At 72.4% G+C, this 20,141-nt stretch carries 20 protein-coding genes; 5 read left to right on the top strand and 15 right to left on the bottom strand.

Annotated features, from left to right (window positions below):
• Positions 1–112: 112 nt before the first annotated feature.
• On the bottom strand, positions 113–1,834 hold the full coding sequence (gene leuA, locus ACSURM_RS24600; RefSeq protein ID WP_436957924.1) for a 2-isopropylmalate synthase: 1,722 nt from the start codon (positions 1,832–1,834) through the stop codon (positions 113–115).
• Between the two features lie 341 nt (positions 1,835–2,175).
• Here leuA and ACSURM_RS24595 point away from each other — a divergent pair, with 341 nt between their 5' ends.
• Genes ACSURM_RS24595 through ACSURM_RS24585 form a run of 3 tightly spaced genes read left to right on the top strand, consistent with a single transcriptional unit; the run spans position 2,176 to position 4,895 of the window.
• Complete coding sequence (locus ACSURM_RS24595; RefSeq protein WP_436957923.1) at positions 2,176–3,246, top strand: M4 family metallopeptidase; 1,071 nt, start codon at positions 2,176–2,178, stop codon at positions 3,244–3,246.
• Between the two features lie 21 nt (positions 3,247–3,267).
• Complete coding sequence (locus tag ACSURM_RS24590; protein ID WP_436957922.1) at positions 3,268–3,534, top strand: protealysin inhibitor emfourin; 267 nt, start codon at positions 3,268–3,270, stop codon at positions 3,532–3,534.
• Between the two features lie 44 nt (positions 3,535–3,578).
• Positions 3,579–4,895 (top strand): GH1 family beta-glucosidase, encoded by a 1,317-nt coding sequence (locus tag ACSURM_RS24585; RefSeq protein WP_436957921.1) that lies wholly within the window; start codon positions 3,579–3,581, stop codon positions 4,893–4,895.
• Between the two features lie 4 nt (positions 4,896–4,899).
• Here ACSURM_RS24585 and era read toward each other — a convergent pair whose 3' ends face one another.
• Entirely contained in the window at positions 4,900–5,853 is a 954-nt protein-coding gene (gene era / locus ACSURM_RS24580; RefSeq protein ID WP_189996902.1) for a GTPase Era, read from the bottom strand.
• 175 nt (positions 5,854–6,028) lie between these two features.
• Between era and ACSURM_RS24575 the strand changes: the two genes are divergently transcribed.
• Complete coding sequence (locus ACSURM_RS24575) at positions 6,029–7,339, top strand: ammonium transporter (protein WP_436957920.1); 1,311 nt, start codon at positions 6,029–6,031, stop codon at positions 7,337–7,339.
• Entirely contained in the window at positions 7,336–7,674 is a 339-nt protein-coding gene (locus tag ACSURM_RS24570) for a P-II family nitrogen regulator (RefSeq protein WP_436957919.1), read from the top strand. Before ACSURM_RS24575 ends, ACSURM_RS24570 begins: the two co-directional genes overlap by 4 nt.
• Here the strand turns inward: ACSURM_RS24570 and ACSURM_RS24565 are convergent.
• The 13 genes from ACSURM_RS24565 to ACSURM_RS24505 all read right to left on the bottom strand — a co-directional run bounded on the left by ACSURM_RS24565 (position 7,568) and on the right by ACSURM_RS24505 (position 20,108).
• Positions 7,568–8,581, bottom strand: coding sequence for a WxL protein peptidoglycan domain-containing protein (locus ACSURM_RS24565; protein WP_436961176.1), 1,014 nt, complete (start codon positions 8,579–8,581; stop codon positions 7,568–7,570). The two genes, ACSURM_RS24570 and ACSURM_RS24565, sit on opposite strands and share 107 nt — an antisense overlap.
• Positions 8,582–8,669: 88 nt before the next feature.
• Complete coding sequence (locus ACSURM_RS24560) at positions 8,670–9,998, bottom strand: beta-xylosidase (protein ID WP_436957918.1); 1,329 nt, start codon at positions 9,996–9,998, stop codon at positions 8,670–8,672.
• A 181-nt stretch (positions 9,999–10,179) separates the two neighbouring features.
• Entirely contained in the window at positions 10,180–10,653 is a 474-nt protein-coding gene (locus ACSURM_RS24555; protein WP_436957917.1) for a hypothetical protein, read from the bottom strand.
• Positions 10,654–11,228: 575 nt separating this feature from the next.
• Positions 11,229–11,582, bottom strand: a complete 354-nt coding sequence (locus ACSURM_RS24550; protein ID WP_436957916.1) for a cytidine deaminase — start codon at positions 11,580–11,582, stop codon at positions 11,229–11,231.
• Positions 11,583–11,629: 47 nt separating this feature from the next.
• The gene (locus tag ACSURM_RS24545; RefSeq protein WP_436957915.1) at positions 11,630–11,989 is read right to left on the bottom strand and encodes an MmcQ/YjbR family DNA-binding protein; all 360 of its coding nucleotides are present in this window, start codon (positions 11,987–11,989) and stop codon (positions 11,630–11,632) included.
• Positions 11,986–13,287 carry a hemolysin family protein gene (locus ACSURM_RS24540; RefSeq protein ID WP_436957914.1) on the bottom strand — a complete coding sequence of 434 codons (1,302 nt, stop codon included), beginning with the start codon at positions 13,285–13,287 and terminating at the stop codon, positions 11,986–11,988. Before ACSURM_RS24540 ends, ACSURM_RS24545 begins: the two co-directional genes overlap by 4 nt.
• Before the next feature lie 9 nt (positions 13,288–13,296).
• Positions 13,297–13,794 carry an rRNA maturation RNase YbeY gene (gene ybeY, locus ACSURM_RS24535; RefSeq protein WP_030777220.1) on the bottom strand — a complete coding sequence of 166 codons (498 nt, stop codon included), beginning with the start codon at positions 13,792–13,794 and terminating at the stop codon, positions 13,297–13,299.
• A 12-nt stretch (positions 13,795–13,806) separates the two neighbouring features.
• Positions 13,807–14,889, bottom strand: a complete 1,083-nt coding sequence (locus tag ACSURM_RS24530; protein WP_436957913.1) for a PhoH family protein — start codon at positions 14,887–14,889, stop codon at positions 13,807–13,809.
• A 208-nt stretch (positions 14,890–15,097) separates the two neighbouring features.
• Positions 15,098–16,255, bottom strand: coding sequence for a carbohydrate kinase family protein (locus ACSURM_RS24525; RefSeq protein ID WP_436957912.1), 1,158 nt, complete (start codon positions 16,253–16,255; stop codon positions 15,098–15,100).
• A gap of 92 nt (positions 16,256–16,347) precedes the next feature.
• Positions 16,348–17,664: a glucarate dehydratase family protein gene (locus ACSURM_RS24520; protein WP_436957911.1), complete on the bottom strand. Its 1,317-nt coding sequence runs from the start codon at positions 17,662–17,664 to the stop codon at positions 16,348–16,350.
• Between the two features lie 153 nt (positions 17,665–17,817).
• The gene (locus tag ACSURM_RS24515; protein WP_436957910.1) at positions 17,818–18,822 is read right to left on the bottom strand and encodes an adenosine deaminase; all 1,005 of its coding nucleotides are present in this window, start codon (positions 18,820–18,822) and stop codon (positions 17,818–17,820) included.
• 20 nt (positions 18,823–18,842) lie between these two features.
• Positions 18,843–19,748, bottom strand: a complete 906-nt coding sequence (locus tag ACSURM_RS24510) for a ribonuclease Z (RefSeq protein WP_436957909.1) — start codon at positions 19,746–19,748, stop codon at positions 18,843–18,845.
• Positions 19,749–19,754: 6 nt separating this feature from the next.
• Positions 19,755–20,108: a histidine triad nucleotide-binding protein gene (locus ACSURM_RS24505; protein WP_030777237.1), complete on the bottom strand. Its 354-nt coding sequence runs from the start codon at positions 20,106–20,108 to the stop codon at positions 19,755–19,757.
• Positions 20,109–20,141: the final 33 nt, after the last annotated feature.

Genomic DNA, 20,141 nt, shown 5'->3' with positions numbered 1-20,141 from the left:
CCACATCCGGGAGGCGGAGTCAGTACCCCGTAGGAGACCTTTCCGTGACCTGGGGCCGTGTTGGCCGGAAACCGGCACCCCGCCCGCCGGTGTGCGGCGGGCGGGGAAACCGTCAGCGGGCGGCGCGGTTGACCGCGGAGACGACCGCCTTCAGCGAGGCGCGCGTGGTGTTCGCGTCGATGCCGATCCCCCACAGGACCTTGCCGTCGATGGCGCATTCGATGTAGGAGGCGGCCTGCGAGGAGGCGCCCTCGCTCATCGTGTGCTCCTGGTAGTCCAGCAGGCGTACGTCGATGCCCAGGGTGTGCAGGGCGTCGAAGAAGGCCGAGATCGGACCGTTGCCGGAGCCGGTCAGGACGGTGTCCCGGCCGTCGACGGTGGCCTCGACGGTGAGGGTGTCCACGCCGTCGGTGTCCGTCGTGGACTGGCCGGTCCGCACCTGGATGCGGCCCCAGGGGTTGTCCGGGTTGGGCAGGTACTCGTCCTGGAAGACGGCCCAGATGTCCTTCGGCGTGATCTCGCCGCCCTCGGCGTCGGTCTTCGCCTGGATGATCCGGGAGAACTCGATCTGCATCCGGCGCGGCAGGTCCAGCTTGTGGTCGTTCTTCAGGACGTAGGCGATGCCGCCCTTGCCGGACTGGGAGTTGACCCGGATGACGGCCTCGTAGGAGCGGCCGACGTCCTTGGGGTCGATGGGCAGGTACGGCACCGCCCACTCGATGTCGTCGACCGTGACGCCCTTGGCCTTCGCCTCGGCCTCCATGGCGTCGAAGCCCTTCTTGATGGCGTCCTGGTGGGAGCCGGAGAAGGACGTGTAGACCAGGTCGCCCACGTACGGGTGGCGCGGGTGGACCTCCATCTGGTTGCAGTACTCCCACGTACGGCGGATCTCGTCGATGTCGGAGAAGTCGATCTGCGGGTCGACGCCCTGGGAGAACAGGTTCATGCCCAGGGTGACCAGGTCGACGTTGCCGGTGCGCTCGCCCTGGCCGAACAGGCAGCCCTCGACGCGGTCGGCGCCGGCCATCAGGGCCAGCTCGGCGGCGGCCACGGCCGTGCCGCGGTCGTTGTGCGGGTGCACGGACAGGCAGACGTACTCACGGCGGGAGAGGTTGCGGTGCATCCACTCGAAGCGGTCCGCGTGCGTGGACGGGGTGGAACGCTCCACGGTGGCGGGCAGGTTGAGGATGATCTCGCGGCCCGGGCCGGGCTGCCAGACGTCCATGACCGCCTCGCAGACCTCCAGGGCGAAGTCCAGCTCGGTGTCGGTGAAGATCTCCGGCGAGTACTGGTAGCCGAACTCGGTCTCGGGGCCCAGCAGCTTCTCGGCGTACTCCATCACCAGGCGGGTGCCGTCGACGGCGATCTGCTTGATGTCGTCCTTGGAGCCGCGGAAGACGACCCGGCGGAAGACCGGCGCGGTGGCGTTGTACAGGTGGACGGTGGCCCGCCTGGCGCCCTTGAGGGACTCCACCGTGCGCTCGATCAGGTCCTCGCGGGCCTGGGTCAGCACCGAGATCGTGACGTCGTCCGGGATCGCGCCCTCTTCCTCGATGATCGAGCGCACGAAGTCGAAGTCGGTCTGGCCGGAGGCGGGGAAGCCGACCTCGATCTCCTTGTAGCCCATCTTCACCAGCTGGTCGAACATCCGGCGCTTGCGCTCGGGCGACATCGGGTCGATCAGCGCCTGGTTGCCGTCGCGCAGGTCGGTGGAGAGCCAGCGGGGCGCGGCGGTGATCCGCTTCCCGGGCCAGGTGCGGTCCGGGATGTCGACCTGCTCGTAGCGGCCGTACTTGTGGACCGGCATGGGGCTGGGCTGCTGGCGGTTGGCCATGATGCGTGGGCTCCTCGGGGTGTCCCGGATATCCGGACGGACGGCCGACGACGCGACGCCGAGCTCCGCGGGGAGGGAGTCGGCCTCGACTACAGACCCTCGCCGCGGCAGCTAAGGAGAAGCAGCCAGGAACGCATGATGCTCCGCAGCCTAGCCGAGCCGTTCCGGGCGCGCGGGCCTGTCCCAGTATGCGGGACCCTGCGGCAAATCCGGACAAAGAGTGCGCTATACCACATCGCCGTAGCACAACGTCACGCTGCGTGGCCACCGTTGTCCCGGTATTTCACCAATCATGGTGGCAGGTAGTGACAGTGAGGTCACACAATGCGATGGTTTCAGGTATGACCAGCAACGGGGGCTTCGAGCCCGTCTTCTGCACGATCGTGCCGCCGCACGTCCTCGACCAGCTCGCCCGGCACGACGACCCCGCCCTGTCCGGACCGGCCCGCCGCTCCCTGGAGCACGACGCCTACCAGCGCACCAAGCGCCGCCTGACCACGGTGATCGGCGCCGCCGCCGTCGCCCCGCCCGAGGGTGCCGCCGACGACCGGCCGCACCGCACCATCTACGACGCCGAGCACACCCAGGACCTGCCCGGAACCAAGGTCCGCGAGGAGGGCTCCGAGCCCGGCTCCGACGCCTCCGTCAACCGGGCGTACGCGGGCCTCGGCGCCACCTTCGACCTGTATCTGAAGGTGTACGGCCGGCACTCCATCGACGGCAACGGCCTGCCGCTGGACGCCACCGTGCACTTCGGCGAGGGCTACGACAACGCCTTCTGGAACGGCGAGCAGATGGTCTTCGGCGACGGGGACAACGAGGTCTTCCTCGACTTCACCATCCCGGTCGACGTCATCGGCCACGAGCTGACCCACGGCGTCACCCAGCACACCGCCAACCTGGACTACCACGGCCAGTCCGGCGCGCTCAACGAATCGCTCTCCGATGTCTTCGGCTCGCTGATCAAGCAGTACACGCTCGGCCAGACCGCCGCCGAGGCCGACTGGCTGATCGGCGCCGGGCTGCTCGCCCCGCGCGTCACCGGCACCGCCCTGCGCTCGATGAAGGCCCCGGGCACGGCGTACGACGACGACGTCCTCGGCAAGGACCCGCAGCCGGCGCGGATGGAGGACTACGTCCGCACCGGCCGCGACAACGGCGGCGTGCACATCAACTCCGGCATCCCCAACCACGCCTTCTACCTGACCGCCACCGCCCTCGGCGGCCACTCCTGGGAGAAGGCCGGGCAGGTCTGGTACGACGTGCTGACCGGCGGCGACCTCAAGGAGGACGCCCAGTTCACCGACTTCGCCACCCTGACGGTGAAGGCGGCCCGGGAGCGGTACGGCGCCGGGGACGAACTGCGGGCCGTGCAGAAGGCCTGGGAACAGGTGGGGGTGCGCACGCTGTAGTTCCGTACTAGACACGTAGCCATGCGTATTCGAGTGCGGCGTACGGGCGGTTTCGCGGGCATCGAGCGCCGGGCCGAGGTGGACACCTCCTGTCGGCCCGACGCCGAGGAGTGGCAGGCCCTGGCCAGGCGCGTCCTCGCGTCCGGCCGGAGCGCGCCCCCGGCGGGCGTCCCGGACGGCTTCAGCTACGAGATCACGGTCGGCGATCGCACCGTGCACACGGCCGATCCCCGACTCACCGACGACGAGAGGGAGTTGGTCACACGGGTACTGAAGGAAGGCGCGTGACGAGGCGTTGACTTCCGTCGCCGCGGGTGCGGATGATCCCGCCCATGGCGACTGACGCAGGCACCGAGATACCCCGGTTCCCGGCCGGCTTCCTGTGGGGTGTGTCGACCTCCGCCCATCAGATCGAGGGCGCGGCCGGACTGCGGGAGCCGTCCGTCTGGGACGTGTTCACGGCCGGGCCGGGGCGGGTGCGGGACGGCTCGACGGCGGCGGTCGCCTGCGACCACTACCACCGCTACGCCGAGGACGTGGCCCTCCTCGCGGGCCTCGGCGTGGACGCCTACCGCTTCTCCGTCTCCTGGCCCCGGGTGAACTCCCCCGGCGGCCTGGACTTCTACGACCGCCTGGTGGACGAGCTGTGCGCGGCGGGCGTGCGGCCCGTGCCCACCCTCTTCCACTGGGACCTGCCCGCCGCGCTGGACTGGCTGGAGAGGGACACGGCGTACCGGTTCGCCGACTACGTGTCGGTGGTGGCGGACCGGCTCGGCGACCGGGTGGCCACCTGGATCACCCTCAACGAACCGGCGGAACACACCCTGCTGGGCCACGCGATCGGCGCCCACGCCCCCGGCCGGCGGCTGCTGTTCGACGCCCTGCCCGCCGCCCACCACCAGCTCCTCGCCCACGGCCTCGCGCTGCGGGCGCTGCGCGCGGCCGGCGCGGCGGACATCGGCATCGCCAACTCCCACGGCCCGGTCTGGCCCGCGTCCGGGGACCCGGCCGACCTCGCGGCGGCGGACCTCTACGACACCCTGCTCAACCGGCTGTTCGCCGAGCCGGTGCTCCTGGGCGCGTACCCGGAGGGCATGGCGGAACTGATGGGCGACACCGCGGCGGAGGACCTGGACGTCATCGCCGGACCCGTCGACTGGTACGGCGTCAACTACTACGCGCCGTCCCGGGTGGGCGCCCCGGAGGACGGCAACGGCGCGTACGGCGGCCTGGCACTCCCCGCCGAACTGCCCTTCTCGGTGCGGGAGATCGAGGGGCGCCCGGTGACCGACTTCGGCTGGCCGGTGGTCCCCGAGGGCCTGACCGAACTGCTCACCGGCCTGCGCGACCGCTACGGCGACCGGCTCCCGCCCGTCCTCGTCACCGAGAACGGCTGCTCCTACGAAGGCGTCGACGACCAGGACCGCATCGCCTACCTGGACGCCCACATCCGCGCCGTCCACACCGCCCGCGCCGCCGGTGCCGACGTCCGCGGCTACTTCGTGTGGTCCCTGCTGGACAACTTCGAGTGGGCCGAGGGCTACACCCGCCGCTTCGGCCTGGTGCACGTGGACTACGCGACGCTGGAGCGCACCCCGAAGTCGTCGTACCACTGGTACCGGGAGGTGCTGCGGGCCCAGCGCCGGTGAGGTCTCAGAAGCCCAGCTTGCGCAGCTGCTTGGGGTCGCGCTGCCAGTCCTTGGCCACCTTGACGTGCAGGTCGAGGAAGACCGGCGTGCCCAGCAGCGCCTCGATGTGCTTGCGGGACTTGATGCCGACCTCCTTCAGGCGCTTGCCCTTGGGGCCGATGATGATGCCCTTCTGGCTGGGGCGCTCGATGTAGACGTTGGCGTGGATGTCGAGGAGGGGACGGTCGGCGGGGCGGTCCTCGCGCGGGAGCATCTCCTCCACGACCACCGCGATGGAGTGCGGCAGCTCGTCGCGCACGCCCTCCAGCGCGGCCTCGCGGATCAGCTCGGCCACCATCACCTGCTCGGGCTCGTCCGTCAGATCGCCCTCGGGGTAGAGCGCCGGCCCCTCGGGAAGCAGCGGGATCAGCAGGTCGGCCAGCAGATCCACCTGCTTGGCGCCGACCGCCGACACCGGCACGATCTCCGCCCACTCGATGCCCAGCTCCTTGCCCAGCTGGTCGATGGCGATCAGCTGCTCGGCGAGGGCCTTGGAGTCGACCAGGTCGGTCTTGGTGACGATCGCGACCTTCGGCGTCTTCTTGATGGCGGCCAGTTCCTTGGCGATGAACCGGTCGCCGGGGCCGAGCTTCTGGTCCGCCGGCAGGCAGAAGCCGATCACGTCGACCTCGGCCCAGGTCGTGCGGACCACGTCGTTCAGCCGCTCGCCGAGCAGCGTGCGCGGCTTGTGCAGGCCGGGGGTGTCGACCAGGATCAGCTGCGCGTCCGGCCGGTGCACGATGCCCCGCACCGTGTGCCGGGTGGTCTGCGGGCGGTTGGAGGTGATCGCCACCTTCTGCCCGACCAGAGCGTTCGTCAGGGTGGACTTGCCCGCGTTGGGGCGGCCCACGAAGCAGGCGAAGCCGGCGCGGTGGACGGACTCGGCCGGCTGCTCGGAATTCTGGCTACGAACGCTCATGCCGCCCATTCTCCCTGATCCACGAAGCCGCGCCGTACCACCGCCGCCCACCGCGCCTGCGGGTGAGATTCCGGAAACCCCCCGGCAACGAAACGTCACGGAAACACATCCGTACGCGACCGGAAACGCACACCGGTGACCCTCGTGCGCAGCCCCCGCCCGTTGGAGACGCCCCGTGATCCTCGCCGCCCCCCGCGCCGACACCGGCGACACCGCCTGGCTGCTCGCCGCGACCGCCCTCGTCCTGCTGATGACCCCGGGCCTGGCCCTGTTCTACGGCGGCATGGTCCGCGCGAAGAGCGTCCTCAACATGCTGATGATGAGCTTCGTGTCGATCGCCCTGGTCACGGTGGTCTGGCTGGCGGCCGGCTACTCCCTCGCCTTCGGCGACGACCTCGGCGGCGGCCTGCTCGGCGGCCTGGAGCACGCCGGGATGCGCGGCCTCGGCCCGGACAGCGTCCACGGCACGGTCCCCACCGTGCTGTTCGCCACCTTCCAGCTCACCTTCGCGATCATCACGGCCGCGCTGATCAGCGGCGCGGTCGCGGACCGCGCGAAGTTCTCCGCGTGGCTGGTCTTCGTACCGGTGTGGACCCTGCTGGTGTACGTTCCGGTCACCCACTGGGTGTGGGGCCCCGGCGGCTGGATCACGGACCGGCTCGGCGCCCTCGACTTCGCCGGGGGGCTGCCCGTCGAGATCACCTCCGGCGCCTCCGGGCTCGCCCTGTGCCTGGTCCTCGGGCCCCGGCTGGGCTTCGGGAAAGAAGCCATGCGCCCGCACAACCTGCCCATGGTCGTCCTCGGCGCCGGTCTGCTGTGGTTCGGCTGGTTCGGCTTCAACGCCGGTTCCGCGCTCGGCGCGAACGGCCTCGCCGCCGCCGCGTTCCTCAACACGCTCGCCGCCGGCTGCACCGGCCTGCTCGGCTGGCTCTTCGTCGAGCGGCGGCGCGACGGCCACCCGACCACCCTGGGCGCCGCCTCCGGCGCGGTGGCCGGCCTGGTCGCGATCACCCCGTCCTGCGGCACGGTCTCCCTGCTCGGCGCCCTGGTCGTGGGCCTGGCCGCCGGTATCGTCTGCTCCTACGCGGTGGGCTGGAAGTTCAAGCTGGGCTACGACGACTCCCTGGACGTGGTCGGCGTCCACCTGGTCGGCGGGGTCATCGGCACCGTGCTGATCGGCGTGTTCGCCGAGAAGGCGATGACCGGCGGCGCGCAGGGACTGTTCCACGGCGGCGGCCTCGCCCCGCTGGGCCGGCAACTGCTGGCGGTGGCGGCCGTGGCGGCGTACGCGTTCTCGGTGTCGTACGGGCTCGGCAAGCTGCTCGACAGGGTGCTGGGCTTCCGGGCGAGCGAAGAGCAGGAGTACACCGGTCTGGACCTTACGGTGCACGCCGAGACCGCATACGATCACGGCGTCCTGGGCCACGGCGCCCCGGTCTCCCACTCCGCCCCGCTCACCGCCCAGAAGGTCGAGACCCAGGCATGAAGCTCATCACCGCCGTCGTCAAGCCGTACCGTCTGGACGAGGTCAAGGCCGCCCTGCGGGAGCTGGGCGTGCACGGGCTGACCGTGACCGAGGCCAGCGGCTACGGCCGGCAGCGCGGGCACACCGAGGTCTACCGGGGGGCCGAGTACCGGGTCGACCTGGTGCCGAAGGCGCGCATCGAGGTGGTCGTGGAGGACGCGGTCGCCGACGACGTGATCGACGCGGTGGTCAGGGCCGCCCGGACCGGGAAGATCGGCGACGGAAAGGTCTGGGCCGTTCCCGTCGAGACGGTCGTCCGGGTGCGGACCGGCGAGCGCGGGCCCGACGCGCTCTGACCAGCAGCGCCCCGGTCAGCGCCGCGGCGGCGAACACCAGCGCCACCAGCAGCCAGGGCAGCACGAGGAAACCCGCGCTCGCCGACTCCCGGGCGCCCCGGGCGCTCGCGGTGACCGTGACCTCGCCGCGGTCGAACCGGGGCAGCCCGCGCCAGGTCTCGGTGAGCCGCACCCGCTGACCCGGCAGCAGTTCGGCGGGCACCCGGGTGAGCCCGCGGTCGAGCAGCGTGCGGCCGAACAGTCCGCGCGCCGTCAGCTTCACCCGGGGGCTGAGGGTGACGTTCCCGGTGTTGCGCAGCGTGTACGAGACGGTGGCCGTGCCGGCGCCGAGGCCGGGCGGCGACGGGCGGTGGCGGCCGACGCGCACCTGTCCGACGGAGAGCGCGGGCAGCCGGGGCCCGCCGACCCGGAGGTAGACCCGGGCGCCGACGGCCCGTCGCACCCCCAGGGCGAGGTCTCCGCCGCCGGTGCCGGTCCGCTCGTCCAGGGCCACGATCGCGCCGGGGTGGTCGCCGGGTTCGGCCCCCTCCGGGACGCGCAGGGTGAAGGGCACGGTGACGGTCCCGTGTCCGGGCACGGTGATCCGGGTCCGGGCGAGACCGGCCCAGGCGCCGACCCCGCGCATCCGCTCCCCCGCGGTCCGCACGGCGAACCCGCCGTCCCGGGCGGTGTTGTAGGCGTCGGCCGCGTACAGCCGGAAGGTCAGCGGGCGGCTCGTCCGGTTGTGGACGGCGACCTCGTCGGCGAGGGTCCGGCCGGGGTCGGCGGAGAGGGTGAAGTAGGGCCGCGCGGCGGGCTCGGAGGCGACCGGGTAGACGGACCAGCTGCCGTTGTCGGCGGCGCGGGCGGGGGCCGCCGGCCACAGCGGCAGGAGAGCGGCCAGGAGGAGGGCGTACGGCTTGCGCATGGGTGCGGAAACCCCCACGGGCTCAAGGAACAGGGGAGGCGAGGAACAGGGGAGGCGAGGACCGGGCGGGTGCGGACGCCCGTGAGGCTCACGTGAGCGTCAGCGTGAGCACGCCCGCGTACGCGCCGGGCGGGGTGAACGCCGGTACGTTCAGGGAGAGTCCGGCGTCGACGGTGAACTCGCCGCCGGTCAGCGTCCCGTCGGCGGTGGAGGCGAGGGTCGCCCCGGAGTCGCCCACGGCGCCCGCCGAACCGGCCTGGCAGGCGCTGGGGCTGCCCGCCTTCGCCGCGCAGGCGGGGGTCCAGCTCAGCTCGTCCGCGTCGATCCGGCCGCCGGGGCCGGTGAAGTCGGTGACCTCGCCGGTCAGGGACCAGCCGGCGGGGCCGCCGCGGAAGTCCTTGACGGTCACCGTGTTCAGGCGGCCGGTGGAGGGTCCGCCCCGGCCGAAGTCGACCGCGGCGAGGGCGACGGAGTCCCCGGCCTGGGTCATGGACAGGGTGCCCGCCTTGACGGTGGTGGTCAGCTTCTGGCCGTCGCCGGGGACGGGCGGGTCGTCGAGGACGGCGTAGGCGGCGGGTCCGGCGCCCCGGTCGGGGTTCCAGGAGCCGCCTTCGTAGGCCACGATCCCGGTCGTCGCCTTGTCGCGCACGACGAGGGAGCCTTGGAAGGAGCCCTGGGCGTTCGCGGTGACGGTCGCGGTGTCCGCGGTCTGGGTGTCGCCCGCCCGTCCGGCCAGGGTGACGGCGGCACCCGGCGTGAAATGGCCGCCGCTGACGGTGACGCTCGCCCCGGGGGCGCCCGACGCCGCACCCAGGGAGATCGTGCGCGTGTCGGCGGGGGTGCCGTCGGTCGCGGTGACGGTCACCGAGACCGGGGCGGGCGGGGTGATGACCGTGCAGGGGGTGTCCAGCTCCATGATGTAGCTGGTGTGGATGTTGTAGTCGCCGGGCGAGAGGGTGATCCGCCCCGGCTCGGTGACGGTGAACGCGCCCGTCATGGAGAACGACGGGAAGGCGGCCTTCCCCGGCACCGGCGGGTTCTTCTTCGGCCCGGCGACGGTGACGGCGCCGGTCTGGGCGCCGCCGAGGGTGACCTTCCCGGTCGGGGTCATGATGTCGGCGGGCAGGGCCAGTTCGGTGGGGTTGCTCGCGGCGGCGGTGACCACGGTGTAGGTCACCGTGACCTTGTCGCCGACCTTGGGACGGGTGATGTCCACCGCCAGTTTCGCGGTGGTGGTGCCGTCGATGGGCGGGATGCCGGCGACGGCGGGCGGGATGCAGTGCGTGCCGAAGTCCACGTTCGCGCCGGCGGCGCCGGCCGGACAGGCCAGCGCGCCGCCCGCGGTGACCGCGAGGGCGGTCGGCCCGAGCAGTGCCGTCCAGCGCCACCGCCGGGCTCTTCGGGGTGTCGGACCCATGGGCCCCCTCCTGAGGGTTGCGGGCGCAGCGGCTCGGCTGCGCCGACAGGGGGCATTGGCGGGGAGCGGGGGTGAGAAGTCAATGGAAATGCCGCAGAGACCTGACAGGTCATCAGTTTCTGCGGCATTCCGGGGGTTGCGGCGATTACGGCGCGATCCGGAACAGATCGCTCGGCCGCGGTCAGAACACGAACGGTCCGGGCGACTGCTTGGCCGTGGCGGTACAGGTCACGGAGACCCCGAAGATCACCATCTTCAGCGAGCCGCCGTATGCCTCCAGCCGGTCGCCGACGGCCACGGTGCCGGCCAGCGGGCCGACGGTGACCGCGGCGCCGGCGGCCATGGCCGGGTTCTTGGTCCCGCTGAAGACGGTGGTGCCGCCGCTCGCCTTGACCATGGTGAGCGTGGTGGCGATCGAGTCCTGGGCCACCGCGACCGGGGTCTTGATCGCGCTGGAGCTGAGGGTGAGGGTGGCCGAGGTGCCGCTCTGGGTGGCGGTGAGCGTGGCCGCGCCGCCGCCGAAGACGCCGCAGTTCGCGTTGATGGTCGCCGACTGGGGAGTGACGGCGGCCGCGGAGGGCGCGAAGGCCAGTCCGGTGACCGCGAGGGCCCCGGCGGCCAGGGCCGCACCCATCGCCGTGCGTGTGCCTCTCATGGGGATCCGCTTCCCTTTCGTGGTGGGGAGGTGCCAGGTGGGGACGCCGACGGAACGGAGAGGGGCCTGAGCAGGCGGGTGCGGTCGCTGCACGGCGGTGCGGATCTGACGACCCGTCGGACGCATGGCCCCATTGATGCGCGCCGCCAAAAACCCGACAAGGCCGAAATCCAGCCGTCCTGGCGGGGGCGGGACCTGGGTGGGGGCGGGGCCCGGAGCCCCGGAGCGAGAGGCCGGATGACGAGAGCCAGGGGGCGGAGGCCCGGGCGGGCGAGGACCAGGCGGGCGGAAGCCCAAGTGAAGGCGGGACCCCGGACGAAGGCGGAAGCCCGGATGAAGCCGGGACGGGATGGAGCCGGGACCGGGCGGAGGCGGGACCGGCCGGAGGCCGGAGCCCGGGTTTCGGTGGGAGCCCAGGCGGGGGGGGCGCCCCGGGGTGGGCCCGGGGCGGAGCCGGGACCGGGCGGAGCCGGGACCGGGCGGAGGCGGGACCGGGCGGAGGCGGGGGTCCGGGTTTCGGTGGGAGCTCGGGCGGGGGGTGCCCCGGGGGTGGGCCCGGGGCGGGGGCAGGGGTGTCAGGTGGCGGGGACGGTGAGGCGGACCGTGCCGTCGGGGGCCGCGAGGAGGATCGGGGTGCCGGCGCCGCCGAGGTCGGCCACGGCGGACAGGTCCTCGGCCGGGAGCGAGTCCGCGTCGCTCACCACGGCCGCCGCCTCCAGGGACCGCGCCCCCGAGGCCGCGGCCATCGCGACGGCGGTGCGCAGCGCGCTCAGCTTCAGCGAGGGCAGCTCCACCGTCCCGGCGACATACGTGCGCCCGGTCTCGTCCCGTACGGCCGCGCCCTCGGGCACGACGTTGCGGGCCCGCGCGGAACGGGCCAGGGTGACGATCTTGCGGTCCTCGGGGTCAAGCCCGGTGCTCTCGGTCATGCCCCGAGCATACGAAGCCGCGCCGGGTCCGCCCCGCCACGGGTGCGTCACGGCCGGTCGAGCCGCAGCCGCTCCGCCCTCGGCAGCCCCGCCACGACCAGGTCGTAGGAGTCCTCGATCAGCTCCCTGACCAGCCGGTCAGGGAGTGCCCCGTCGACGGTCACCGTGTTCCAGTGCCGCTTGTTCATGTGCCAGCCGGGGACGATCAGCCCCTCGTGCTCGCCGCGCAGCCGGACCGCGTCCTCCGGGTCGCACTTGAGGTTGACCGTCAGGGGCCGCGCGTCCAGCGTCGTCAGGGCGAACATCTTGCCCAGCACCTTGAAGACCGAGAACTCCGGGCCGAACGGGAAGTCCTCCACGGCCGCCCCGAACGACAGGCAGAGGGCGCGCAGCTCCTGCGGGGTCACTCGGCCTTCTCCTCCTCGGAGACCGGCACCGGAACCGGCTCGACCAGCACCGTCACGATCTTGTTGCGGCGGCCGGCCGCGGCCTCCGCCGTCAGCCGCAGCACCCGCTCGTCCGGCAGCCGCACCTCGGCGGACGCCCCGGCGATCGGCACCCGGCCGAGCGCCTTGGCGAGCAGCCCGCCGACGGTCTCCACGTCCTCGTCGTCGTACTCCTCCAGGCCGTACAGCTCGCCGAGGTCGGTGATGTCCAGGCGGGCGGTGACCCGGAAGCGGTCGTCGCCGAGGTCCTCCACGGGCGGCAGTTCCCGGTCGTACTCGTCGGTGATCTCGCCGACGATCTCCTCCAGGATGTCCTCGATGGTGACGATGCCGGCGGTGCCGCCGTACTCGTCGATGACGACGGCGACGTGGTTGCGTTCCTTCTGCATCTCGCGCAGCAGGTCGCCGGCGTTCTTGGTGTCGGGCACGAACACGGCCGGGCGCATCGCCGTGGACACCAGGTCGCCCTCCGCCTCCCGGCTGATGTGCGTCTTGCGGACCAGGTCCTTCAGATACACGACCCCGATGATGTCGTCCTCGCTCTCACCGGTGACCGGTATCCGCGAGAAGCCGGACCTCAGGGCCAGGGTGAGCGCCTGGCGGATGGTCTTGAAGCGCTCGATGGTGACCAGGTCGGTGCGCGGCACCATGACCTCGCGCACCAGGGTGTCGCCCAGTTCGAACACCGAGTGCACCATCCGGCGCTCCTCGTCCTCGATCAGCGACTCCTTCTCGGCGAGGTCGACCAGCGCGCGCAGCTCCGCCTCGGAGGCGAAGGGGCCGTGCCGGAAGCCCTTGCCGGGCGTGAGGGCGTTGCCGATGAGGATCAGCAGGGACGGCACCGGGCCCATGATCCGGGCCAGCGGCAGCAGCACGTAGGCCGCCGCGGTCGCGGTGTGGATCGGATGCTGGCGGCCGATGGTGCGCGGGGAGACGCCGACGGCGACGTACGACACGAGGACCATCACGCCGAGGGCGACCAGCAGGGCCTCCCAGGTGGTGGGGAACTCCTGGAGGCACGCGTAGGTGACCAGGGTCGCGGCGGCCATCTCGCAGGCCACCCGGACCAGCAGGGCCACGTTCAGATAGCGGGTGGGGTCGGCGGCGACCTGGGCGAGCCGGGCGCTGCCCCGCCGGCCGGACTTCACGGCCTCCTCGGCGCGGAAGCTGGAGACGCGAGCCAGGCCCGCCTCCGCGCAGGCGGCGAGCCAGGCCACGACGACGAGCGCGATCGCGCCGAGCACGAACTGGACGGACATGCGGCCCGCTTACGAGACGGTCGGCGCCGGGGACGGGCCGGTCAGGCCGCGCTCGGCCCGCCAGCCGTCCACGATGGCCGCCTGGAGCCCGAACATCTCGGCCTTCTCGTCGGGCTCCTCGTGGTCGTACCCCAGCAGGTGCAGCACGCCGTGGACGGTGAGCAGCTGGAGCTCCTCGTCCATGGAGTGCCTCGTGGGTGCCTCGGCGCCCTGCCGGGCGGCGACCTCCGGGCACAGCACGATGTCTCCGAGCAGCCCCTGCGGCGGCTCGTCGTCGTCCTTGGACGGCGGCCGGAGCTCGTCCATCGGGAAGGACATGACATCGGTGGGGCCCGGCAGGTCCATCCACTGGATGTGCAGTTGCTCCATGGCGTCGGCGTCCACGACGATCACCGAGAGCTCGGAGAGCGGGTGGATGCGCATCCGCGCGAGCGCGTAGCGGGCGATGTCCAGGATCGCCTGCTCGTCTACCTCGGTGCCGGACTCGTTGTTGACGTCGATCGACATGGTCGTGCTGGTCTACTTCCCCTTGGAGCCCCTGGCGCCGGTCCCGGCCCGGCCACCCTTGGGGGAGCCGCCGTTCTCGGTGCCGTGCTGGCTGTCGTACTGCTCGTACGCGTCGACGATACGGCCCACCAGCTTGTGCCGTACGACATCCTGGGACGACAGCCGGGAGAAGTGGACGTCCTCGACGCCGTCGAGGATCTCCTGCACCTGGCGCAGGCCGGACTTCTGCCCGCCGGGCAGGTCGACCTGCGTCACGTCACCCGTGATCACGATCTTCGAGTCGAAGCCGAGGCGGGTGAGGAACATCTTCATCTGTTCGGGGCTGGTGTTCTGGGCCTCGTCCAGGATGATGAAGGCGTCGTTGAGCGTACGGCCGCGCATGTAGGCGAGCGGCGCGACCTCGATCGTCCCGGCGGCCATCAGCCGGGGGATGGAGTCCGGGTCGATCATGTCGTGCAGCGCGTCGTACAGCGGGCGCAGATACGGGTCGATCTTCTCGTAGAGGGTGCCGGGCAGGAAGCCGAGGCGCTCGCCCGCCTCCACCGCCGGACGGGTCAGGATGATCCGGTTGACCTGCTTGGACTGGAGGGCCTGCACGGCCTTGGCCATGGCCAGGTAGGTCTTGCCGGTGCCGGCGGGGCCGATGCCGAAGACGATCGTGTGCTTGTCGATCGCGTCGACGTACCGCTTCTGGTTGAGGGTCTTGGGGCGGATGGTGCGGCCCCGCGAGGAAAGGATGTTCTGCGTGAGCACCTGCGCCGGGGTCTCGGGCCCGTCGTTCGTGCCGTTCTCGCTCGCCTTGAGCATGGCGATCGAGCGTTCCACTGCGTCCTCCGTCATCGGCTGCCCGGTGCGGAGCACCAGCATCATCTCGTCGAACACGCGCGAGATCAGGGCGACGTCCACGGGGTCGCCGACCGCGCTGATCTCGTTGCCCCGGACATGGATGTCGGCCGCCGGGAAGGCCCTCTCGATCACGCGCAGGAGGGAGTCGCCGGAACCCAGCACGGTCACCATGGGGTGCTGGGCGGGGACGGTGAACTGCGCTCTCGCCTGCTCCTGCGCGGGGGTGTGAGCTGTCGGTGTCTCTGTCATGGGCCGGCGCTGAAGGCCTGCGCTTCCTCCTCGTCACGGCCGCACGGCTGACGGCGGCCTCGCACTGTCCAGGGTACGACGGGGGGCTGACAACGCCGTAGGGCTTTTCCTACGACCGTTTTTCCGGCCCGCCGCGCCGTCACCGTGTCCCCGCCGTGCCCTTGGACCGAGTCGCCGTGCCCTTGGACCGAGTCGCCGTGCCTCCGGCTCAGGCCGAGCGGCCGAACCCGATGGTGGGCACGGCCCGGCGCAGCGGCCAGGGCCGGTCCAGCCGCCTGGGCACGAGGTCCTCCAGGAAGGCGTACCGGGCCAGGGCCATCGGGTCCTGGCCGGGCAGGGACTGCACCTTGCGCCACCAGGCCCCGATCTCCGACCAGCCGGGCGCGGACAGCGAGCCGCCGAACTCCTGCACCGACAGCGCGGCCGTGAGCCCGGCGAAGGCCAGGCGGTCGGCCAGCGGCCAGCCGGCCAGGGAGCCGGTCACGAACCCGGCGACGAACACGTCCCCGGCCCCGGTCGGGTCCAGCGCCTCCACGGCGATCGCGGGGACCTCGGCGGCCTCCCCGGTGCGCCGGTCCACCGCGTAGGCGCCCTCCTCGCCGAGGGTCACCACGGCCACCGGCACGCACTCGGTCAGCGCGTGCGCGGCGGCCCGGGGGCAGTCGGCGCCGGTGTAGCGGCGGGCCTCCTCCGCGTTGGGCAGGAACGCCTCGCAGTGCTCCAGGTCGGGCAGGCCGGCCAGGTCCCACGCGCCCGTGTCGTCCCAGCCGACGTCGGCGAAGATCCGGGTGCCCGCGCGGGCGGCCTCGGCGATCCACGGGGCGCCCCGGCCCGGGGTGAGGGAGGCCACGGCGGCCCGCGCGCGGGGCGGCCGGGCGGGGCTCCCGTCCGGGCCGAAGACGGCCTGGGACGGCGGCTCGTGGCCGTGGGAGACCATGGTCCGCTCGCCCTCGTAGGCCATCGAGACGGTGACCGGGGAGTGCCAGCCGGGCACGGTCCGCGAGGCCGAGAGGTCGATGCCCTCGCCCCGTTCCAGCGCGTCCCAGCAGTACTCGCCGTAGTGGTCGTCGCCGAACGCGGCGGCCAGGGCGGTGCGCAGGCCGAGCCGGGCCAGGGCGGCGGCCATGTTGGCGACCCCGCCGGGGCTGGAGCCCATGCCCCGGGCCCAGGACTCGGTGCCGCGCACCGGCGCCGAGTCCAGACCGGTGAAGATGATGTCGAGGAAGACCGTGCCGGTGAGGTAGACGTCCCAGGGCGGGTCCCCGGGGGCGCGCAGCGCGGCGAGCGGGTCGACCTGGACCTGGCGGCGCGCTGCCTGGGTGAGGTGTTCCGGTTCCTCTCGGGCGAGGGTGTGCGACGACGTCACGGTGCGCTCCCTGGCGTGGTGCGGTTCTGGCCAGTGTGCACCAGCACACCTACCGGAACGCCAGGGGTTCGCTCACGGCGGGCCCGCGCCGGTCACCAGCGGGGCATCGCCGGGGTGTGCCAGGCGGGGTCGGCGACGCGCATCGCCGCCGCGTCGTCGCGGTCGCGCAGCGCGCCGTCGTCGTCGGCCCACCGCCGGTGCAGCCGGGCGAGTTCGTCCCGGTCCAGTTCGACGCCGAGGCCGGGCGCGTCGGACACGGCGACCCGGCCGGCCCGGAAGGCGATCCGCTCGGTGAGGACGTCCTCGGACTGCCAGGGGTAGTGGGAGTCGCAGGCGTGGTGCAGGCCGGGGACCGTGGCCGCCACCTGGGTCATCGCGGCGAGGCTGATGCCGAGGTGGGTGTTGGAGTGCATGGAGACGCCGACCCCGAAGGCGGCGCAGATCGCGGCCAGCCGCTGGGTGTTGCGCAGTCCGCCCCAGTAGTGGTGGTCGGACAGGACGACCTGGACGGCGTCCTTGGTGAATGCCTCCTTGATCTCGCCGAAGGTGGTCACGCACATGTTGGTGGCCAGCGGCACGTCGGTGCCGGCGGCCACCTCGGCCATGGCGGGCGTGCCCAGCGTCGGGTCCTCCAGGTACTCCAGGACGTCGCCCAGCTCTTTCGCGACCTTCAGGGAAGTGGCGACCGACCAGGCGCCGTTGGGGTCGAGCCGCAGCGGGTGGCCGGGGAAGGCGTCGGCGAGGGCGCGGACGGCGGCGATCTCCCGCTCGGGCGGGAAGACCCCGCCCTTGAGCTTGAACGAGCCGAAGCCGTGCCGCCGCTGGAACAGGCGGGCCTGTTCGACCACGCCGGCCGGGTCGAGCGCGGCGCCCCAGTCGTCGGGTTCGGCGGGGACGCCCGCCGGGTGCCCGTCCCACTTGTAGAAGAGGTAGGCGCTGTACTCGACGGCGTCGCGGACCTTCCCGCCGAGCAGCGCGTGCACGGGCAGGCCGAGCGCCCGGCCCTGGGCGTCGAGGCAGGCGACCTCGAAGGCGGACAGCACCGACAGCCGCAGTTTGTCGGCGGTCTGCACCCCGCGCAGGCCGCCCGCGTCCGTCCCGCCCTCGACCCGGGAGGCGTCCACGGCCAGGTCGATCCCGAACAGGCCGTTCACGTCCATGACCGAGCGCCCGGTGAGCCGTTCGGCCAGCGGCCGGGCCAGCTCCAGGTACTTGGTGTCGCCGTAGGTCTCGCCGAGCCCGGTGACACCGTCGGCGGTGACGATCTCCACGATCAGCCGGGGGGTGTACGGCTGGTGTACGCCCTGGGTGTTGAGCAGCGGCGGGTCGGCCACCAGGATCGGCGTCAGCCGCACCTCGGTGATGGTCAGGTCACGGGTCACAGGGAGGCCCCCACCATCTCTCCTCATGAATAACGTCTATATATGAGAACGCACGCTAGACGGTTCTACCCAGGGGCACCACCCGCAAACGACGCCGTGGCCGGGATCACACACCCCGGCCACGGCAACGGCACATCACGTCATGTCACGTCGTCTGCGGCTACGTCGCGTCGTCCGCGACTAGGACACGTCGTCGCCGAACTCGTACGCGTCCACCTCCGCGAGGTAGCGGGCCCGGCGCTCCTCGTCGTCCTCCAGGAAGGAGGCGAGGAAGGAGTTGCGGGCCAGCTCCCGCAGCCGGTCCCGGGTCAGGCCCAGGCTCTCGTGCACGGCCGCGAAGTTGTCGCCCGCGTACCCGCCGAAGTACGCCGGGTCGTCGGAGTTGACCGTGCACAGCAGCCCGGCGTCGAGCATGGCGGGCAGCGGGTGGTCGGCGAGGGTGTCCACGGCCCGCAGGCGCACGTTGGACAGCGGGCACAGGGTGAGCGGGATCCGCTCCCGCACCAGCCGCTCCACCAGCGCCGGGTCCTCCACGCAGCGCAGGCCGTGGTCGACGCGCTCCACGCCCAGCACGTCCAGCGCCTGCGTGATGTACTCCGGCGGCCCCTCCTCGCCGGCGTGCGCGACCCGGCGCAGCCCGAGCGCGGCGGCGGCCTCGTACACCTCGCGGAACTTCGCCGGAGGGTGCCCCACCTCGGCGGAGTCCAGGCCGACACCGGTGATCCGGTCCAGGTACGGCCGCGCGGCCTCCAGCGTGAGCAGGGCCGACTCGGCGGTCTCGTCCCGCAGGAAGCACATGATCAGCCTGGTGGAGACGCCGTGGTTCGCCTCGCTCTCCCCCAGCGCCCGCCACAGCCCCTCCACGACCGTGCCCAGGGACACGCCCCGGGCCACATGGGCCTGCGGGTCGAAGAAGATCTCCGCGTGCCGCACCCCCTGCGCGGCGGCCCGGGCCAGGTAGGCGTCGGCCAGGTCGGCGAAGTCGTCCTCGGTGCGCAGGACGGCCATCAGCTCGTAGTACAGGTCGAGGAAGGACTGGAGGTCCGCGAAGCGGTAGGCCTCGCGGAGGGCGTCGGTGTCCGCGTACGGCAGGCGCACGCCGTTGCGGGCGGCCAGCTCGAACGCCAGCTCCGGCTCCAGGGTGCCTTCGATGTGGAGGTGCAGTTCTGCTTTCGGGAGAGGCATCAAAGCATCGTACGGGTGTTTTACCGCCGTTTCGGAAGCGGTACCCGCAGCAGGTCGTGGGCCACGGTCAGCTCGCCCGTGAACCCGGCCGCCCGCGCCTGCCGCTCGAACTCCGCGGGCTCGGTGTAGCGCTGGCTGAAGTGGGTCAGCACCAGGTGCCGCACCCCGGCGTCCCGGGCCACGGCGGCGGCCTGCCCGGCCGTCAGGTGCCCGTGCTCGACGGCGAGGTCCGCGTCCTCGTCCAGGAAGGTGGACTCGATGACCAGCAGGTCGCAGCCCTCCGCGAGCGCGTGCACGCCGTCGCAGAGCCGGGTGTCCATGACGAACGCGAACCGCTGTCCGCGCCGCACCTCGCTGACGTCCTCCAGGGCCACGTCCCCGAGCCGCCCCTCCCGCTGGAGCCGGCCCACGTCCGGGCCCCGGACGCCGTGCGCGGCGAGCCGGTCGGGCAGCATGCGGCGGCCGTCGGGCTCGACGAGCCGGTAGCCGTAGGACTCCACGGGGTGCGAGAGCCGGCGCGCCTCCAGGGTGTACGACCGGGTGACCGCGAGGAGGCCGTCGGCGGCGACCGGGGCCTCGGTGAGGGCGACGGTCTCGCGGTAGGCGGTCGCGTAGCGCAGGCGCTCGAAGAAGCGCCTGCCGGAGCGCGGGTAGTGCGCGGTGATCTCGTGCGGCACCCGGTCCAGGTTGATCCGCTGGATGACCCCGGCCAGGCCGAGGGAGTGGTCGCCGTGGAAGTGCGTGACGCAGATCCGGTTCAGGTCGTGGGCGGCGACCCCGGCGCGCAGCATCTGCCGCTGCGTGCCCTCGCCGGGGTCGAAGAGGATGCCCTCGCCGTCCCACCTCAGCAGGTAGCCGTTGTGGTTGCGGTGCCGGGTCGGGACCTGGCTGGCGGTGCCGAGGACCACCAGTTCACGTACGGACACGGACGCTCATCCCGGGGGCCACTGGAGGCCGCGGCCGCCGAGGACGTGCGCGTGGGCGTGCCAGACGGTCTGGCCGGCGCCGGACCCGGTGTTGAAGACGAGCCGGTAGCTGTCGAGGCCCTCGGCGTCGGCCACGGCCTTGGTCTCGGCGAGGACGTCCGCGGCGATCCGCGGGGCGCCCGCGGCCAGCTCGGCGGCGTTCTCGTAGTGGGCCTTGGGGATGACCAGGACGTGGGTGGGGGCCTGGGGGTTTATGTCCCGGAAGGCCACGGTCGTTTCTGTCTCTCGGACGATCGTCGCCGGGATCTCGCCCGCGACGATTCGGCAGAACAGGCAGTCGTTCTGCGGTTCGCCGGCCATGCGCTGCGCTCGCTTTCAGGGGTGATCAACAGG

The organism is Streptomyces sp. SudanB182_2057, from assembly GCF_964272715.1.
Classification (GTDB): Bacteria; Actinomycetota; Actinomycetes; order Streptomycetales; family Streptomycetaceae; genus Streptomyces; species Streptomyces rubradiris.
Note: the sequence above shows the minus strand (reverse complement) of the source record. Positions and strands in the feature narration are given on the sequence as shown.

Bases quoted from the DNA above. Each gene is read 5' to 3' on its own strand.
- era (WP_189996902.1), bottom strand. From the start codon at position 5,853: ATGAGCGTTCGTAGCCAGAATTCCGAGCAGCCGGCCGAGTCCGTCCAC.
- ACSURM_RS24520 (WP_436957911.1), bottom strand. From the start codon at position 17,664: ATGAGGAGAGATGGTGGGGGCCTCCCTGTGACCCGTGACCTGACCATC.
- ACSURM_RS24550 (WP_436957916.1), bottom strand. From the start codon at position 11,582: ATGACCGAGAGCACCGGGCTTGACCCCGAGGACCGCAAGATCGTCACC.
- ACSURM_RS24560 (WP_436957918.1), bottom strand. From the start codon at position 9,998: ATGGGTCCGACACCCCGAAGAGCCCGGCGGTGGCGCTGGACGGCACTG.
- ACSURM_RS24585 (WP_436957921.1), top strand. From the start codon at position 3,579: ATGGCGACTGACGCAGGCACCGAGATACCCCGGTTCCCGGCCGGCTTC.
- ACSURM_RS24590 (WP_436957922.1), top strand. From the start codon at position 3,268: ATGCGTATTCGAGTGCGGCGTACGGGCGGTTTCGCGGGCATCGAGCGC.
- ybeY (WP_030777220.1), bottom strand. From the start codon at position 13,794: ATGTCGATCGACGTCAACAACGAGTCCGGCACCGAGGTAGACGAGCAG.
- ACSURM_RS24555 (WP_436957917.1), bottom strand. From the start codon at position 10,653: ATGAGAGGCACACGCACGGCGATGGGTGCGGCCCTGGCCGCCGGGGCC.
- ACSURM_RS24515 (WP_436957910.1), bottom strand. From the start codon at position 18,822: ATGCCTCTCCCGAAAGCAGAACTGCACCTCCACATCGAAGGCACCCTG.
- ACSURM_RS24570 (WP_436957919.1), top strand. From the start codon at position 7,336: ATGAAGCTCATCACCGCCGTCGTCAAGCCGTACCGTCTGGACGAGGTC.
- ACSURM_RS24540 (WP_436957914.1), bottom strand. From the start codon at position 13,287: ATGTCCGTCCAGTTCGTGCTCGGCGCGATCGCGCTCGTCGTCGTGGCC.
- ACSURM_RS24595 (WP_436957923.1), top strand. From the start codon at position 2,176: ATGACCAGCAACGGGGGCTTCGAGCCCGTCTTCTGCACGATCGTGCCG.
- ACSURM_RS24505 (WP_030777237.1), bottom strand. From the start codon at position 20,108: ATGGCCGGCGAACCGCAGAACGACTGCCTGTTCTGCCGAATCGTCGCG.
- leuA (WP_436957924.1), bottom strand. From the start codon at position 1,834: ATGGCCAACCGCCAGCAGCCCAGCCCCATGCCGGTCCACAAGTACGGC.
- ACSURM_RS24530 (WP_436957913.1), bottom strand. From the start codon at position 14,889: ATGACAGAGACACCGACAGCTCACACCCCCGCGCAGGAGCAGGCGAGA.
- ACSURM_RS24565 (WP_436961176.1), bottom strand. From the start codon at position 8,581: ATGCGCAAGCCGTACGCCCTCCTCCTGGCCGCTCTCCTGCCGCTGTGG.